Annotated in this window: 14 protein-coding genes and 1 tRNA gene; 5 read left to right on the top strand and 10 right to left on the bottom strand. The window is 60.0% G+C overall.

Going from position 1 to position 14,368, the window contains the following annotated elements; translation table 11 throughout:
* Positions 1 to 68: 68 nt before the first annotated feature.
* From AC3IUF_RS16620 to AC3IUF_RS16585, 8 genes are all read right to left on the bottom strand, one after another.
* On the bottom strand, positions 69 to 1,748 hold the full coding sequence (locus AC3IUF_RS16620; protein WP_007919119.1) for an MFS transporter: 1,680 nt from the start codon (positions 1,746 to 1,748) through the stop codon (positions 69 to 71).
* Positions 1,749 to 1,936: 188 nt separating this feature from the next.
* Positions 1,937 to 2,704 carry a phosphonate ABC transporter, permease protein PhnE gene (phnE, locus tag AC3IUF_RS16615; RefSeq protein ID WP_007919110.1) on the bottom strand — a complete coding sequence of 256 codons (768 nt, stop codon included), beginning with the start codon at positions 2,702 to 2,704 and terminating at the stop codon, positions 1,937 to 1,939.
* Positions 2,701 to 3,525, bottom strand: coding sequence for a PhnE/PtxC family ABC transporter permease (locus AC3IUF_RS16610; protein WP_007919103.1), 825 nt, complete (start codon positions 3,523 to 3,525; stop codon positions 2,701 to 2,703). The genes phnE and AC3IUF_RS16610 overlap by 4 nt, the downstream gene beginning before the upstream one ends.
* On the bottom strand, positions 3,519 to 4,316 hold the full coding sequence (locus tag AC3IUF_RS16605; protein ID WP_489278658.1) for a phosphonate ABC transporter ATP-binding protein: 798 nt from the start codon (positions 4,314 to 4,316) through the stop codon (positions 3,519 to 3,521). The genes AC3IUF_RS16610 and AC3IUF_RS16605 overlap by 7 nt, the downstream gene beginning before the upstream one ends.
* Positions 4,313 to 5,176, bottom strand: a complete 864-nt coding sequence (locus AC3IUF_RS16600) for a putative selenate ABC transporter substrate-binding protein (protein WP_007919100.1) — start codon at positions 5,174 to 5,176, stop codon at positions 4,313 to 4,315. Before AC3IUF_RS16600 ends, AC3IUF_RS16605 begins: the two co-directional genes overlap by 4 nt.
* A 205-nt stretch (positions 5,177 to 5,381) precedes the next feature.
* Positions 5,382 to 5,954: an HD domain-containing protein gene (locus AC3IUF_RS16595; RefSeq protein WP_463543178.1), complete on the bottom strand. Its 573-nt coding sequence runs from the start codon at positions 5,952 to 5,954 to the stop codon at positions 5,382 to 5,384.
* A 75-nt stretch (positions 5,955 to 6,029) separates the two neighbouring features.
* Positions 6,030 to 6,587, bottom strand: coding sequence for a helix-turn-helix domain-containing protein (locus tag AC3IUF_RS16590; RefSeq protein WP_489278656.1), 558 nt, complete (start codon positions 6,585 to 6,587; stop codon positions 6,030 to 6,032).
* A gap of 73 nt (positions 6,588 to 6,660) precedes the next feature.
* Positions 6,661 to 7,062: a RidA family protein gene (locus AC3IUF_RS16585; protein ID WP_414916033.1), complete on the bottom strand. Its 402-nt coding sequence runs from the start codon at positions 7,060 to 7,062 to the stop codon at positions 6,661 to 6,663.
* 115 nt (positions 7,063 to 7,177) lie between these two features.
* Here AC3IUF_RS16585 and AC3IUF_RS16580 point away from each other — a divergent pair, with 115 nt between their 5' ends.
* From AC3IUF_RS16580 to AC3IUF_RS16565, 4 genes are all read left to right on the top strand, one after another.
* Positions 7,178 to 8,122 carry a LysR family transcriptional regulator gene (locus AC3IUF_RS16580; protein ID WP_489278654.1) on the top strand — a complete coding sequence of 315 codons (945 nt, stop codon included), beginning with the start codon at positions 7,178 to 7,180 and terminating at the stop codon, positions 8,120 to 8,122.
* Between the two features lie 46 nt (positions 8,123 to 8,168).
* Complete coding sequence (locus tag AC3IUF_RS16575) at positions 8,169 to 9,194, top strand: GlxA family transcriptional regulator (RefSeq protein ID WP_123376863.1); 1,026 nt, start codon at positions 8,169 to 8,171, stop codon at positions 9,192 to 9,194.
* Between the two features lie 486 nt (positions 9,195 to 9,680).
* Positions 9,681 to 10,046, top strand: coding sequence for a DUF6124 family protein (locus AC3IUF_RS16570; protein ID WP_110718657.1), 366 nt, complete (start codon positions 9,681 to 9,683; stop codon positions 10,044 to 10,046).
* A 119-nt stretch (positions 10,047 to 10,165) separates the two neighbouring features.
* Entirely contained in the window at positions 10,166 to 10,522 is a 357-nt protein-coding gene (locus tag AC3IUF_RS16565; RefSeq protein ID WP_007919067.1) for a DUF6124 family protein, read from the top strand.
* Positions 10,523 to 10,730: 208 nt separating this feature from the next.
* Here AC3IUF_RS16565 and AC3IUF_RS16560 read toward each other — a convergent pair whose 3' ends face one another.
* Entirely contained in the window at positions 10,731 to 11,759 is a 1,029-nt protein-coding gene (locus tag AC3IUF_RS16560) for an alpha/beta fold hydrolase (protein WP_489278651.1), read from the bottom strand.
* 319 nt (positions 11,760 to 12,078) lie between these two features.
* Between AC3IUF_RS16560 and AC3IUF_RS16555 the strand changes: the two genes are divergently transcribed.
* A tRNA-Gln gene (locus AC3IUF_RS16555) sits at positions 12,079 to 12,153 on the top strand.
* Between the two features lie 114 nt (positions 12,154 to 12,267).
* Here AC3IUF_RS16555 and AC3IUF_RS16550 read toward each other — a convergent pair.
* Positions 12,268 to 14,256, bottom strand: coding sequence for a peptidase U32 family protein (locus tag AC3IUF_RS16550; protein WP_095112004.1), 1,989 nt, complete (start codon positions 14,254 to 14,256; stop codon positions 12,268 to 12,270).
* Positions 14,257 to 14,368: the final 112 nt, after the last annotated feature.

The following is a 14,368-nucleotide window of genomic DNA, read 5'->3' as shown; positions in this document are numbered from 1 at the left end:
GTTCGATATTTTTGCCGGGTAGTGCCGAATGGCGCCCTCCCGCGTTGGAGAGGGCGCGCTGACGGTGTTCAGTCCTTGAGAATGTCGCGATCCTTGGTTTCCGGCAGGAAGAACGTACCGAGTATCGCCGTCATCACCGCAATCACGATCGGGTACCACAAGCCGTAATAGATGTCCCCGGTCGCGGCGACCATGGCAAACGCCACCGTCGGCAGGAAGCCACCGAACCAGCCGTTGCCGATGTGATAGGGCAGCGACATCGAGGTGTAGCGAATGCGGGTCGGGAACAGCTCGACCAGCCACGCCGCAATCGGGCCGTAGACCATGGTCACGTAGATCACCAGCACGGTGAGCAGGAGCAACACCATCGGGTAATTGGTTTTCGCCGGATCGGCTTTCTCCGGATAACCGGCCTCCTTGAGTGCAGTGCCGAGGGTCGCGGTGAACGCGTCGTTGCGGGTCTTGAAGTCGGCAGCCGGTAGCGCACTGCCTTCGAAACTCTCGACGACTTTGTCACCGATGCGCACTTGCGCAACGGTGCCGGGTTCGGCGATCACGTTCTCATACGGTATCGCGCGTTTTGCCAGCAGGGTCTTGGCCAGGTCGCAGGAGCTGGTGAATTTGGCCTTGCCCACCGGGTCGAACTGGAACGAGCATTGATCGGGGTTGGCGATCACTTTGACCGGGTTCTTCTCCTGAGCGATGAACACGTCGGGGTTACCGTACTGGGTCAGCGCGTGGAAGATCGGGAAGTAGGTCAGCGCCGCCAGCATGCAGCCGACCATGATGATCGGCTTGCGCCCGATGCGGTCGGAGAGGCTGCCGAAAATCACGAAGAACGGCGTGCCAATCAGCAGTGAGCCGGCGATCAACAGGTTGGCGGTTTGCGGGTCGATCTTCAGTGTCTGCAACAGAAAGAACAACGCGTAAAACTGTCCGGTGTACCAGACCACCGCTTGCCCGGCAGTACCGCCGAGCAGCGACATGATCACTACTTTGAGATTGTCCCAGCGCGCGAAGGACTCGGTCAGCGGCGCCTTCGACGCCTTGCCTTCAGCCTTCATTTTCTGGAACACCGGCGACTCGCTCAGTTGCAGGCGGATGTACACCGAGACGATCAACAGCAGGATCGACAGCAGGAACGGAATCCGCCAGCCCCACGCCTCAAAGGCTTCAGTGCCCAGCGCGGTGCGGCAGGCGAGGATCACCAGCAACGACAGAAACAGCCCAAGCGTCGCAGTGGTTTGAATCCACGAGGTGAAGAACCCGCGTTTGTTGCGCGGCGCGTGCTCGGCCACGTAAGTCGCGGCGCCGCCATACTCGCCACCCAGCGCCAGACCCTGCAGCAGGCGCAGGGTAATCAGGATGACCGGGGCAGCGACACCGATGGTCGCGTAGCCGGGCAAAATACCGACGATCGCTGTCGACACACCCATGATGACAATGGTGATGAGGAAGGTGTGTTTGCGCCCAATCATGTCGCCGAGCCGGCCGAACACAATCGCCCCGAACGGCCGCACCGCGAAGCCGGCGGCAAAGGCGAGCAGGGCAAAAATGAACGCGGTGGTTTCGTTGACGCCGGCGAAGAAGTGCTTGGCGATGATCGCCGCCAGTGAGCCGTAGAGATAAAAGTCGTACCACTCGAAAACCGTACCGAGGGACGAGGCGAAGATAACCTTGCGCTCCTCTTTGGTGATGCCGCCGCTGCGCGGTGGACTGCCGGTGGATGCTGTGTCGATTGTGGCCATGGGTGTTCTCCGTCGTGCTTATTGTTGAAGGCCGGAGTCCCCCGTTACTGCTTATCGCACTCTGGCCTTGTGGCAAATACCGCCATTGCTTTCGCGTGAAACTTGCACAGTCTGACCGCCTCGCATGGCTGCAAGGTTTCCTGAAGCATAATCAGCTTTTGCCAGATATCCACCCGCCGGCCCGCGCATCACGCCTTGACCCAACGCTGACGACTCCACGCACTCAGCCAGTCGACCACAAACACCAGCACCAGCATCGCCAGAATCACCGTGCTCGCTTGCGCTTCCTGAAACAGGCTGAGGCTGACATAGAGCATCTGCCCAAGCCCGCCGGCGCCGACAAAACCCAGTACGCTGGCCATGCGGATGTTGTTTTCCCAGCGATACAGAATGTACGCAAGCAACTGCGGCGCAAGGTTCGGCAGTGTGCCGTAGCAGAACGCAAGAATCGGATTGCCACCCTGCAAACGAATGGCTTCGGCCGGTTGCGGCGGCGTATTTTCCAGTGCCTCGGCGAACAAGCGGCCGAGCACGCCGGTGGTGTGCAGGGCGAGGGCGAGGGTGCCGGCGTTCGGGCCGAGGCCGGCGGCAAGCACCATCAGTGCGGCCCAGACCAGTTCCGGAATCGCCCGCAAGGCATTGAGCAACAGGCGCGAGGCACTTTGCAGCGGCCAGCCAAAGCGCCCGGCGGCGGGCAGGGCGAGAACGATGCCGAACACCGCCGCGAGTAGCGTGCCGAGGGCCGACATGGCCAATGTTTCCAGTGAACCATGGAAGATTGCCTTGAGGTAATCCGCACTCAAATCCGGGCTGAGAAAACGCTGCACATACGCGCCCATCTGCTTGAGACTGGTGGCGCTGCCCAGTTCACCGAGATCCAGCCCCAGATAAGCGAACGAGGCAATCACTGCCAGCGCGATGCCGGCGATCAGCAGCAGGTTGATCAGGCGATTCATGTCAGCCTCCAGCGCAACAAGCGGCTGAGTTGATCGGCGGCCAGCACCAGAATCAGAAAGCACAGCAGAATACTGGCGACTTCACCGCCGGCGAACATGCGGATCGACAGATCGATCTGCTGACCCAAACCTCCGGCGCCGACAAAGCCCATCACCACTGACGCACGGATCGCGCATTCCCAGCGATAGACCGTGTAGGAAAGCAGTTCCGACGCGACATTGGGTAACGTGCCGTAAGCAAACGCCGCCAGTCGGCCGCTGCCGGCCTGCAACAACGCGTGCGCCGGGCGCTGGTCGGTGGATTCGAAAATCTCCGCGTAGACCTTGCCGAGCATGCCGCTGTAGGTGATGGCGATGGCCAGCACACCGGCTGCCGGCCCCAACCCTACGGCGCGCACAAACAGCAGCGCCCAGACGATTTCCGGCACGCTGCGCAGGAAAATCAACAGTCCGCGCACCGGCCAGCGCAACAGACGCCCCAGTCGGCTTGGCACTCCACCGCGTGAAGCGGCGGACAGCGACAGCGCGCGGCTGGCGATCAGGCCTGCCGGTATCGCCAACACCAACGCCAATGCCATGCCAGCAGTGGCGATGGCCAGGGTCTGCAGGGTGGCTTTGAGCAGTAACTGCAGAAATGCTTGGTCGTGCGCCGGTGGCCAGAACTGCGCAACAAAACGGCCCATCTCATTCTGGCTGTCGGGCAGCAGTACACCCAGATTCAGTTCGCTGAGCTGGACGCCCGGCCACAGCAAGGCAATCGCCAGCAACGTCAGCAGCAGCCGTGGCCACGCCGCGGGATCGCGTGAATCGGCTTTCAGCATCGTGGAATCTGCACAGTCAAAGGTGCCACCGCAGCGGTCGGCGATTGCAGTTTTTCGTTGGCGTACAGCGCGTCGAGCATTTCATGGCGGACTTGCCCGGAAGGGCGGTCGAACAGAATCTGCCCGTCGCGCAGACCGATGATCCGTGGGAAGTGCGACAACGCCAGATCCACCGCATGCAGGCTGGCCACCAGAGTGACGTTGTGTTCGCGGGCATGGCGCGAGAGGATCGACAAGGTGTGCCCAGCCATGACCGGGTCCATTGCTGACACCGGTTCATCAGCCAGCAGAATCTCCGGCGCCTGATACAACACCCGGGCAATCCCGACGCGTTGCAACTGGCCGCCAGACAATTGCTGACAATGCGCGAACAACTTGTCACCCAGATCCAACCGCGCCAACGCCGCGCGCGCCCCGGCCACATCAAGTGGATGCAACAGGTTCAGAAGACTTTTGCCCAGACTCCATTGGCCGAGCTTGCCGGCCAGCACCGCTGTGACCACGCGCTGACGTGGCGGCAACGGCGGTGCCTGATGCACCAGGCCAATCCGCGCGCGCAGGCGCTGACGCTGGCGGGCCGACAAGTGCCAGGCGCGCTCGCCGAGCACTTCGATCTCGCCGCTGCTGGGCCGCAACGCGGTGGCCAGCAGGTTGAGCAAACTCGATTTTCCGGCCCCGGACGGGCCAATGATGGCGACCTGTTCGCCAACGCCAATCTGCAAATCGACACCGCGCAGGGCGTCGACTCCATTGGCGTGGCGCAGGCGGCCCTGGTTGAGGCTCAGGGTCATTTCAGCAATTCGGCGGCGCGGGCGGCTTCCTCGATGCCCTTGTAGTTCTCGGGCTTGGTGTCGATGAAACGGCTGGCGGCCTGCAGATCAAGAATCTTTTTCTGCTCCGGGTTGGCCGGGTCCAGATCGAGGAAGGCTTTCTTGATCTTCGCCGCCAGCGCCGGGTCGAGGGTGCCGCGCACGGTCCAGTTGTAATCGAAGTAGGTCGGGGTGGTGGCGAAGACTTTGACCTTGTTGGTGTCGACCTTGCCGGCATCCACCAGTTTTTGCCAGACGCTGGCGTTCAGTACACCGGCGTCGACCTTGCCGGCCTGCACCCAGGCTACGGTGGCATCGTGCGCGCCGGAGTAGGCGACACGGCTGAAATACGCTTCAGGCTTGATGTTGTCGTTTTTCAGCATGAAGTAACGCGGCATCAGACTGCCGGAAGTGGACGATACCGAACCGAAGGCGAAGGTCTTGCCTTTCAGGTCGGCGAGGCTGTGAACATTCGGGTCGGCGGTGATGAATTTGCTGGTGAACTGCGCGTCCTGTTCGCGTTGTACCAGCGGAATCACCGGCGTCGTTGCATCAGTCTTCAAACGCGCCTGCACAAAAGTGAAACCACCGAGCCAGGCCATGTCGAGGCGATCAGTCGCGAGGGCTTCAACCACTGCCGGGTAATCGGCCACCGGCACGAACTGCACCTTCATGCCCAGTTGCTGCTCCAGATAGGCACCCAGCGGCTCGAATTTGCGCAGCAGTTCGGTCGGCGCTTCATCGGGAATCGCGCTGACCCGCAAAACGTCGGCGGCGTGGGTCACAAGGGCAGAAAAGGACAGCGCCAGGCCGGCGGTTAGTGCCAGGGTTCGTTTGAGCATGGGAATCTCCGTTTCGTGAGCGTCAAAAGGGCTGAAGTGGCGACGTGAGGCGCAAACTCAGGGTAGACGAAACGGCGAGGTTATACGCACTCAAGGCATCAAAGACCAGCATCAACAGATGTGGATTTGTAAGCCGGCCAACCCTTGAAGGCGAGCGTTGATCGTATTGTTCGCCGGGGCGCGGGCGATGCCGGACGCGACGAGTTCACTTCGCTTGTTGAATTCTTGCCTGAGTGTCCTGATCGATGAGGGCGCGCAGTGCAGCGAAAACCGGTGCGGCACTGGTGTGCTTTTTGCCGTAGGTCAGATTGAAGCGGTAGTCGAAGTCCGCCGGGTTCTGGCCCTGAGTGTGTTGCAACAGGGTTTCCAGCTTATCCAGTGCCTTGACCGCTTTGGCTTCGGTTGACCGGGCATGTTCGTAGTCGTCCCACAACGCAAGAATCTCGTTTCTCAGCGCCTCATCAAGCGAGCGGGTGAGCAGCAGAAGGTCATTACGCTCCTGCTCAGCCTTGTCGGGGAACGCGGCCTGATCGACTGCCGGGATGTCGCCGTTGATCGCTTCGCCCAAGTCGTGAATCACGCACATCTTCAGCACTTTCAGCAGGTCGAGTCCGACCAGTTCATCGGCGAAAACCATCGCCATCAGGCACAGGCGCCAACTGTGTTCGGCGGTGCTTTCGGTGCGGCCGCTTGAGGTGTGTGCGCTTCGGAGAACGTCCTTGAGTTTTTCCGCTTCACGCAGAAATTCAAGGCGTCCGCTGATTTTTTCGAGGTCCATGAACTTGCCCGGTGGTGGTGCCGAGAGGCAAGCCTAGAGCCGGTGGGGTTGAGCGTCCACGCATAAAATATGCGTTCAAAGCGTCTCGACCAGCCGCGCCGCCGTGCCGTCGGACAACGGAATGCGGGTCCAGCGGCACAGGCTCTGGCGGATTGGCACAAGGTCGGAGTCGTTGTTGCCGGTGACGAATTCCAGCGCTGGTGGCGCCTGCAGTTCGCGCCAGCCGAGGGCGTCGAGTGCGAGTTCGTTGCTGGCGATTTCCGGCGTCACGAAACGCCACAGCGATTGCCCGAGCAATTCGCTCAGCGGGCTGGCGAACTGTGCGGCACGGGCCGGGGAACAGGCCAGCAAGCGGTGGGTGAGGTCACAGACCAGATGCACCGGTCGCGTGCTTTCGCGCACCAGACGGGCTAGAGCCTGATCGGCTGCCGTGTCGAGACGCGCGGCCAGCAATTGCTCAAGCTGTAGATGCGCAGCCGGATCCAGCGCCAGCACGCCACTTTCCCAACGGGAAATAGTCGATTGGGTGACGTTGAACATCTCGGCGGCATGGCTTTGCTTGACGCGATGCAACAGGCGCCAACGACGCAGGGCGATGCCGGGGAGGGCAGGTTTGAGCAATGAAACTGACATGATGGATGTCGGAAAAATCTAAAGGGCCGCCAGTCTGAAGACTGCCGACCCCTGCTGCAAATCGATCTGACGATCAGACTGCTTCGGGCAGTCTGGCAATGACCTTGATCTCGAAATCAAACCCATACAGCCACGTCACACCAACAGCCGTTACCGTCGGATGCGGCGCCTCTCCCCAGAACTCGGTCAGCACCACATCCCAGATCGTCTCGAATTTCGACTGGGGGTCAACGATAAACACGGTGACATCGACCACGTCATCGAAGCTGGCACCGGCCTCCTCAAGGATTGCATTGAGGTTAGTGAAAGCCTGACGCACCTGGTTTTTCAGGTCCGGCTCGGGCGTGCCGTCCTCGGTGCTGCCGACCTGTCCCGAGACAAACAGAAAACCGTTGGAGCGAATGGCTGGCGAGTATCGATGCCGCTCATAGAGGGTGCGGCGTGCGGGTGGGAAAACAACATCGCGCTGAGTCATGGGAGTGTCTCCTTCATTTGAGTTGATGGAGCCACTGTAGGTATTTGCAGGCGGGCGATAAACGCGCAAGCTTGGCGTTCACTGTTTGTGGAATCCAAACAATCGAGGGCGCACCTTGGACCGTTTTGACGCAATGCAAGCCTTTGCCCGGGTGGTCGAGGCGGGGAGTTTCACCAAAGCGGCAGAAACCCTGCACATGAGCAAAACCACCGTGACGCAACTGGTTCAACAGTTGGAGGCACGGCTGCGGGTCAAACTGCTCAACCGCACCACGCGCAAGGTCAACGTCACCGCTGACGGCGCGGTTTATTACGAGCGGGTGATCAAGTTACTGGCGGATATGGACGACGCCGAAACCAGCCTGCCCGGCGCGGCCGCGTTGCCCAAGGGCCGACTGCGCGTGGACGTCCCGAGTCCGCTGGCACGGTTGATTCTGGTGCCGGCCCTGCCTGAGTTTCACGCGCGTTATCCGGATATCCAGATCGACATGGGCGTCAGCGACCGCATCGTCGACATCATTGATGAGAATGTTGATTGCGTGGTGCGCGGTGGCGAGCTTATGGACTTGTCGCTGATGGCGCGCAAGGTCGCCGACCTGCAGTTGGGCGTGTTTGCCGCGCCGCAATACCTGGCGCGGGCGGGCACACCTGCGCATCCACGGGAGCTGGAAGACAGCCATCATCGCGTAGTCGGTTTCCTCTGGGCACGCACCGGCAAACCGGTGCCGTACGCCTTGCACAACGCCAGTGAAAACCTGCAAATCAAAGGCCGCCACGTGCTCGCGGTCGATGATGGTAATGCCTACCTCGCGGCAGGTCTGGCGGGCTTGGGCGTGCTGTGGCTGCCCAAATACATGTCTGCCGAACACGAGGCGCGCGGCGAACTGGTGCCGCTGTTCGAGGACTGGAAACTCGAGTCGATGCCGCTCTACATCGCGTATCCACCGAACCGCCATGTCAGCCTGAAACTGCGAGTGTTCATCGACTGGATTGTCGAGGTCATGGCGCAGCATGACCCGGTGATCGATCGGCTGGGGGTGCGGTCAACGACAGGTGATTGACTCTGACGCCATTCGAGCCAACTATCGGCGCACAACAACATGACCGATGGACCCGAACTTGATCGAACGACGCCAATTCAGCGGAGGCATGAAGGGGAAAAACCTCCGCTATCTGAATGAGCAGGGCGCGGATGAAACGCGCCTGACCCGCACCGGTTTTCTGCTGCTCGAACACTTTTCATTGCCGGCGTTTACCCAAGCGCTGGACACCGTTGTCACTACCAACCTGTTGCGTCCGGGGTTGTTTTCCTCGCGTACGTTTGGTTTGGGTGACGGCGAAGTCATCAGTGATCTGGGGCTGGTGATCCGCCCCGATGCACGTCTGGATTCGGCCGCGCTTCAGCAACTGGATCTGCTGGTGGTGTGTGGCGGGTATCGCACCGAACTGCGGGCGAGTGATGAGTTTATTCATTTGCTTCAGGTTGCAGCGGAGCGCGGCATCTCGCTCGCCGGGTTATGGAATGGCTCGTGGTTTCTTGGCCGGGCCGGTTTGCTGGATGGTTATCGCTGCGCGATCCATCCGGAACATCGCCCCGCGCTGACCGAAATTGCTAAAACCACCCATGTCAGCAGTGAGCCTTACGTGATTGATCGCGACCGGCTGACGGCTTCGAGTCCGTCCGGTGCTTTTCACATGGCACTCGACTGGATCAAAAGCCTGCACGGCAAAGCCTTGGTCGAAGGCATCGAAGACATTCTGGCTTTTGAGGAGTCGCGCTACCGCCGGATCAAACCGGATGAAAACCTCTGCGTCAGTGCGCCGTTGCGTGAAGTGGTGAAGCTGATGGATGCCAATCTGGAGGAGCCGCTGGAGTTGGAGCAACTGGCGGTGTACGCCGGGCGATCACGTCGCCAGTTGGAGCGCTTATTCAAAGAGCAACTGGGCACCACGCCGCAGCGTTATTACCTGGAGCTGCGCATCACCGAAGCAAGGCGTTTGCTGCAACACACCGAGCTGTCACAAGTGGAAGTGCTGGTCGCGTGCGGCTTCGTTTCCCCAAGCCATTTCAGCAAATGCTACAGCTCATATTTCGGCTACAGACCCTCCAAAGAAAAACGGCTGGTCAAATAACACCAGCCGTCACCCACCTGAATTCACCTCAATATCCCACGTCGGCGTACCTCTCCCAAGCACCACGGTCAGTCCCCTCTCCCTCTGGGAGAGGGCTAGGGTGAGGGGCTTTTAAACACCGTCACCCACACACGTTTAACTTACACGCACTGTTACGCCATAACGGCTACAACACCTTGCGCCGTTGCCTACGCGTACGCCAGAATCCGCCGGCTTACGCGCCTTGAGGCGGGCTGTATCGTTTCCCTGTCACTGCAAAACAGTGATCGGGTTTGGTAGCCCGTTTCTTGACAGCCCGTATTGCATCACCTTATTGCGGTCTCTTTTTCGGGACTCGGTTTGATATGGTGGTCATGCGTGGGGCCCTTTCGGGGGCGCCGGGGTTTTCTCTGTCTTGACCGGTCTACCAACCCACGTGTGGCCGCCACCCTTCGTTTGGTAGCGAAAGTGACGGCTCTTCAATTCTTTCAAGACAAAGAGTCCTTTATGTTCAAAATTACGCCAAACCCGCCAGAAACCGATCCAATCCCCTACGACGCCGCACTCGAACCTCAAAACATCAAAGAGGCCACCGACCGCGCGATCAACTTCTACCTCAATCCTTCCGCGCTGAAGACTTCAATCCCCACCCGCAAAACCGGCAAGATCTACCTGATCGACCCCACGGTGGACAACGAAACCCTACTCGTCGAAGCCACTGAAACCTTGTCCTGCGCTAGTGACATGGCCCGAGATCTCGCCGATGTGATCGACCCTTCACAGCGCAAAAAGATGCTGATCCTGCAACAGGTGATCATGCTCAGTGAGCTGGTGGTCGGTCGAGTTCTGGATAACCAGCGCTTGCCGCACTAGTCGCGATGCAGATGGGTGAGGGGGCGTGCCCCCTCATTTGCACGGAAGCGTCCGCGATCGCGGCGCTTCACGCCTTCTATCAAAGAACCTGAAGCGGTTCTTGTCTGGAGTTTCAGCTGATGTCTCAGCCACCTGAACCACCGGTCACAGACCTGGTGTCCCCGTACGCATCGCCCAATTCAAGAAAGCTCCACGAAGCCGCAGAACGGGCGCTTGACCATTACCTGTTGCCTGCCGCGATCATGGCCACACCCTATACGCCCAGCACGATGTTCATGGTTAACCCGCAATCCGACGCCGAGTCCTTGCTGAGCAATGCCAGCGGTTCCCTGGCGTCTGCCACGGTGATGCTCGGTAATTTTGCCGGCGTGCTGGAAGGATCAAACCGCCATACGCTGCTGGGCATTGCGCAAGTGGTCATGTTGGGGGAGTTGGCGGTGAACAAGGCGCTGGATCTTGTTGTGCCAACTGAGTGATCGCGCACGTTGGGCGGGGTTGAAGGGTGTCTGGTCGGGCGTGATCGCGAGCAGGCTCACTCCTACAGGGGAACGCATTTCAAATTTAGGCGTTCGCCTGCTCGCGATGACGCCAGTTCAGGCAAAGAATCTGCAAAATGTGACCATCCCTCAATCCCATCCTCAATATTCAAGCAGTCAGCCTTTGCGGCTGACTGCTTGTTTGTTTCTACAGGTGGTCAGCGTCGATCACGGCTTTGGCAAACGCCTGCGGATCCTCCTGCGGCAAGTTGTGGCCAATCCCGCCGTTGATCAAACGGAACTGATACTTGCCGGTAAAGCGCTTGGCGTAATCCTCCGGCGCCGGGTGTGGCGCACCGTTGGCATCGCCTTCAAGGGTAATGGTCGGCACGCTGATCGAAGGCGCGGTGGCGAGTTTCTGTTCTAGCGCGGCGTACTTCGCTTCGCCCTGTACCAGGCCCAGACGCCAGCGGTAGTTGAACACGGTGATGTCGACGTGATCGGGGTTCTCCAGTGCCTTGGCGCTGCGATCGAACGTGGCGTCGTCGAATTTCCATTGCGGCGAAGCGGTTTGCCAGATCAGTTTGGCGAAGTCATGCGTGTTCTTCTCATACCCGGCGCGACCACGGTCAGTCGCAAAGTAGAACTGATACCACCACTGCAATTCCGCCTTGGGCGGCAGCGGGTTTTGCCCGGCGGCCTGATTGCCGATCAGATAACCACTGACCGAAACCAAAGCTTTCACCCGTTCCGGCCACAGCGCCGAGACGATGTCCGCCGAGCGCGCGCCCCAGTCATATCCGCCGAGCACCGCTTGCCTGATCTTCAGCGCGTCCATGAAGTCGACGACGTCACTGGCCAGCGCCGCCGGTTGACCGTTGCGCAGGGTGTCTTTGGAGAGGAACTGCGTATCGCCATAACCGCGCGCATACGGCATCAATACCCGATACCCCTTGGCCGCCAGCAACGGTGCGACTTCGTCGTAGCTGTGAATGTCGTAAGGCCAGCCGTGCAGCAGGATTACCACCGGGCCATTGGCAGGGCCGGTTTCGGCGTAGGCGACGTCGAGCACGCCGGCCTTCACATGTTTGAGCGGGCCGAAAGGCGAGGGCGCGGAATAGCTGACGGCGGAAGGTTCTGCGGTTTGCGCCTGAGCGCTGCCAAAAGCGCCGAACAACGACAAAGCCAGAATCGACAAACCGAACGCGGTTTTGCGGGTGTGCAGTGCCATCTTCATGGTGACGTCTCCTTTGCGAGCCTTTGGCCAAGCGTTCTGAATGAACACCTGAAACCTTGAGTGCATTTGAGCGCGGAGACGTATCTGGCCTGTGTCGAAGAACGGCTTTGTTGCAAGTCGATGTGTCGCGGTGGGGTTCGTACACAGTGTGATACACGGCGCCTAAACCGACTCAGCATGGGCCTGATTCAGGTCAAAATAATAAGTCGCTGTTTTAAAACAAAAAAAATTTCACTTCGCGCTTCCCAAAGCAAAAAAACCTTGGTAAATTGCGCCCCGTTCTCACAGCGAACCTAACGAAGTAGCTGGACAGAGCAGTAGGGGCGTCGCCAAGCGGTAAGGCAGCAGGTTTTGATCCTGCCATGCGTTGGTTCGAATCCAGCCGCCCCTGCCATATTCGAAAAAAACGCCAACTTCGCAAGAAGTTGGCGTTTTTTTATGCCTGCGATTTGGCCAGGCGGAGCAGGGCAGGCGTGCGCGGCGCCGAAGCACCGCGCACGCCGTCCACTCAGTGCGGTGCGCGCGGGATGGTTTTCATCAGGTCTTCAGGGCTGATGTGGCCGACCACGCTGCCCGGTTGCGGCAGGTTGAGGATGTGGCCTTTCATCTTGCCGATGATGTGCATCTCGCACGGCTTGCAATCGAACTTCAGCGTCAGCACTTCATCGCCGTGGATCAACTGCATCGGCGCGACTTTGGTGCGCACGCCGGTCACGCCTTTCGCCTGTTTCGGGCACAGGTTGAAGGAGAAACGCAGGCAGTGCTTGGTGATCATCACCGGCACTTCGCCTGGTTCTTCGTGCGCCTCATACGCCGCGTCGATCAACTTGACGCCGTGACGGTGGTAGAAGTCGCGCGCCTTCTGGTTGTAGACGTTGGCGAGGAAGGTCAGGTGCGAATCCGGGTACACCGGCGGCGGGTTGGTTTCGGCTTTACGTCCGCCACGCGGGTGAGCGGCGACACGGGCGGCGGTCAGGGCTTCGATCACTTCACGGCGCAGCGACTTGAGCTGCGAGTTCGGGATGAAGAACGCCTGTGGCGCATCCAGTTTGATGTCGGTCGCGTGGTACTGCGTGGTGCCGAGCTGGCCGAGCAGATCACGCAACTGTTCCAGTGCTTGCTCAGGCTTGTTGGCCACGCCGAACGGACCGTTCAGGGTGATGCTGGCGCTGATGCCTTCTTCACTGGTGGCGGTCACTTCCAGCTGTTCTTCACGCAAACGCGCGACCCAACTCAAAGCCACGCGACGCTCGGACGAAGTTTTTTGCAGCGCCTGTTGCCAGTTGTGATCGAGGTTGCGATTCAGCGGGTGGTTCGGGCGCAGCTTGTACAGGCCTTCCGGCATTTCGTTCGGCTCGACGCGATAGCGGTAGCGCTTCTCGCCGTCTTCTTCGAATTCACCTTTTGCTTCGGCGATGTTGGCGCGGAAACCGACCACTTCGCGTTTGACCAGCACGTTCAAGCCATCGCCGTTGGACAGCGGTTCGTGGGTGACGACCTGCATGTCACGCTTGGCGACTTTCTCGACGATACCGACAGGCAAACCGGTGAAGGTCGGCGAGTCGAAGGCGCCGATGTCGATCTTGCGATCGGTGACGAAATAGTCGGTGCTGCCACGGTGGAAAGTCTTTTCCGGATCGGGCAGGAAGAAGTGCGCGGTGCGGCCGCTGGAGGCGCGGGCCAGGTCCGGGCGATCCTCGAGTACATCGTCGAGGCGCTGACGGTAATAGGCGGTGATGTTCTTCACATAGCCCATGTCTTTGTAGCGACCTTCGATCTTGAACGAACGCACACCGGCTTCAACCAGGGCGCGGATGTTGGCGCTCTGGTTGTTGTCTTTCATCGACAGCAGGTGTTTTTCGTAGGCGATCACGCCACCCTTTTCATCTTTGAGGGTGTACGGCAAACGGCACGCCTGCGAGCAATCGCCACGGTTGGCGCTGCGCCCGGTCTGTGCATGGGAGATGTTGCACTGGCCGGAGAAGGCCACGCACAACGCGCCATGGATGAAGAATTCGATGGCGGCGTCGGTTTCGTCGGCGATTGCGCGGATTTCTTGCAGGTTCAGCTCGCGGGCCAAGACCAGTTGCGAGAAACCGGCCTGATCGAGGAACTTCGCTCGCTCCAGCGTACGGATATCGGTCTGGGTTGAGGCGTGCAGCTCGATCGGCGGAATGTCCAGCTCCATCACGCCCAGATCCTGAACGATCAGCGCGTCGACCCCGGCGTCGTACAACTGATGGATCAGTTTGCGCGCCGGCTCCAGTTCGTTGTCGTGCAGGATGGTGTTGATGGTGGTGAAGATGCGCGCGTGATACTTGCGGGCGAACTCCACCAGTTCGGCGATTTCGCCGACTTCGTTGCAGGCGTTGTGGCGCGCGCCGAAGCTCGGGCCGCCGATGTACACGGCGTCAGCGCCGTGCAGGATCGCCTCACGGGCGATGGCCACATCGCGGGCAGGGCTGAGCAATTCCAGGTGATGCTTGGGCAAGGACATAGTTTTTTTAGTCAGGCTGTCACGGTTAGGCGCGCATTCTACCCGTGAAACGACATGTCGGCACCTCTGTACCGATGGTCTGCAAATCGCGCTCTGCACGTTTCGCGGGTTC

Source organism: Pseudomonas sp. KH_040 (assembly GCF_057839305.1).
Note: the sequence above shows the minus strand (reverse complement) of the source record. Positions and strands in the feature narration are given on the sequence as shown.

Coding starts and splice junctions, on each gene's coding strand:
- AC3IUF_RS16550 (WP_095112004.1), bottom strand. CDS start 14,256: ATGTCCTTGCCCAAGCATCACCTGGAATTGCTCAGCCCTGCCCGCGAT.
- AC3IUF_RS16570 (WP_110718657.1), top strand. CDS start 9,681: ATGTTCAAAATTACGCCAAACCCGCCAGAAACCGATCCAATCCCCTAC.
- AC3IUF_RS16610 (WP_007919103.1), bottom strand. CDS start 3,525: ATGCTGAAAGCCGATTCACGCGATCCCGCGGCGTGGCCACGGCTGCTG.
- phnE (WP_007919110.1), bottom strand. CDS start 2,704: ATGAATCGCCTGATCAACCTGCTGCTGATCGCCGGCATCGCGCTGGCA.
- AC3IUF_RS16595 (WP_463543178.1), bottom strand. CDS start 5,954: ATGGACCTCGAAAAAATCAGCGGACGCCTTGAATTTCTGCGTGAAGCG.
- AC3IUF_RS16600 (WP_007919100.1), bottom strand. CDS start 5,176: ATGCTCAAACGAACCCTGGCACTAACCGCCGGCCTGGCGCTGTCCTTT.
- AC3IUF_RS16620 (WP_007919119.1), bottom strand. CDS start 1,748: ATGGCCACAATCGACACAGCATCCACCGGCAGTCCACCGCGCAGCGGC.
- AC3IUF_RS16565 (WP_007919067.1), top strand. CDS start 10,166: ATGTCTCAGCCACCTGAACCACCGGTCACAGACCTGGTGTCCCCGTAC.
- AC3IUF_RS16585 (WP_414916033.1), bottom strand. CDS start 7,062: ATGACTCAGCGCGATGTTGTTTTCCCACCCGCACGCCGCACCCTCTAT.
- AC3IUF_RS16575 (WP_123376863.1), top strand. CDS start 8,169: ATGGACCCGAACTTGATCGAACGACGCCAATTCAGCGGAGGCATGAAG.
- AC3IUF_RS16560 (WP_489278651.1), bottom strand. CDS start 11,759: ATGAAGATGGCACTGCACACCCGCAAAACCGCGTTCGGTTTGTCGATT.
- AC3IUF_RS16590 (WP_489278656.1), bottom strand. CDS start 6,587: ATGTCAGTTTCATTGCTCAAACCTGCCCTCCCCGGCATCGCCCTGCGT.
- AC3IUF_RS16605 (WP_489278658.1), bottom strand. CDS start 4,316: ATGACCCTGAGCCTCAACCAGGGCCGCCTGCGCCACGCCAATGGAGTC.